Genomic DNA, 512 nt, shown 5'->3' with positions numbered 1-512 from the left:
TATGACTGCGAGTACAAGCGCAACGGCACCCTCAACCTGTTCGTCTTCCTCGACGCGCACCGTCCCTGGCGAAGGGTGAAGGTCACAGAGCGGCGCACCAACCAGGATTTCGCTCATTGCATGCGCGAACTGGTCGATATCGATTATCCCGATGCTCCGATCGTCCGCGTGGTGATGGACAATCTCTCCACCCATTCGGCCGGCGCGATTTATGACACCTTCCCCGCACCCGAGGCGCGCCGGGTGCTCAAGCGGCTCGAGTTCCACCATACCCCCAAACACGCCAGCTGGCTCAATATGGTCGAGATCGAAATCGGCGTTCTGCGCAGCCAGTGCCTCGATCGTCGGATCGATGACAAGGACACAATCATCGCCGAGGTCGCCGCCTGGGAACAACGGCGCAATGCCGAAGGAGCCCAGATCCAATGGATGTTCACGACCCAAACGGCGCGCGAAAAACTCCGCAAGGCCTACCCCGTCAAAGAGTCATAATCTCTGTGGCGTGGTACTAG

At 59.4% G+C, this 512-nt stretch carries 1 protein-coding gene; it reads left to right on the top strand.

Annotation, left to right across the window (positions count from 1 at the left end; genetic code table 11):
- Window positions 1–492: IS630 family transposase (locus IEX32_RS20515; protein WP_188773371.1), on the top strand; the 492-nt coding region annotated here is incomplete at its 5' end.
- Window positions 493–512: the final 20 nt, after the last annotated feature.

Origin of the sequence: Novosphingobium endophyticum, from assembly GCF_014640675.1 — a bacterium.
GTDB lineage: Bacteria > Pseudomonadota > Alphaproteobacteria > Sphingomonadales > Sphingomonadaceae > Novosphingobium > Novosphingobium endophyticum.
The sequence above is the reverse complement of the archived record's forward strand: the minus strand, read 5'-3'. Positions and strand labels throughout refer to the sequence as shown.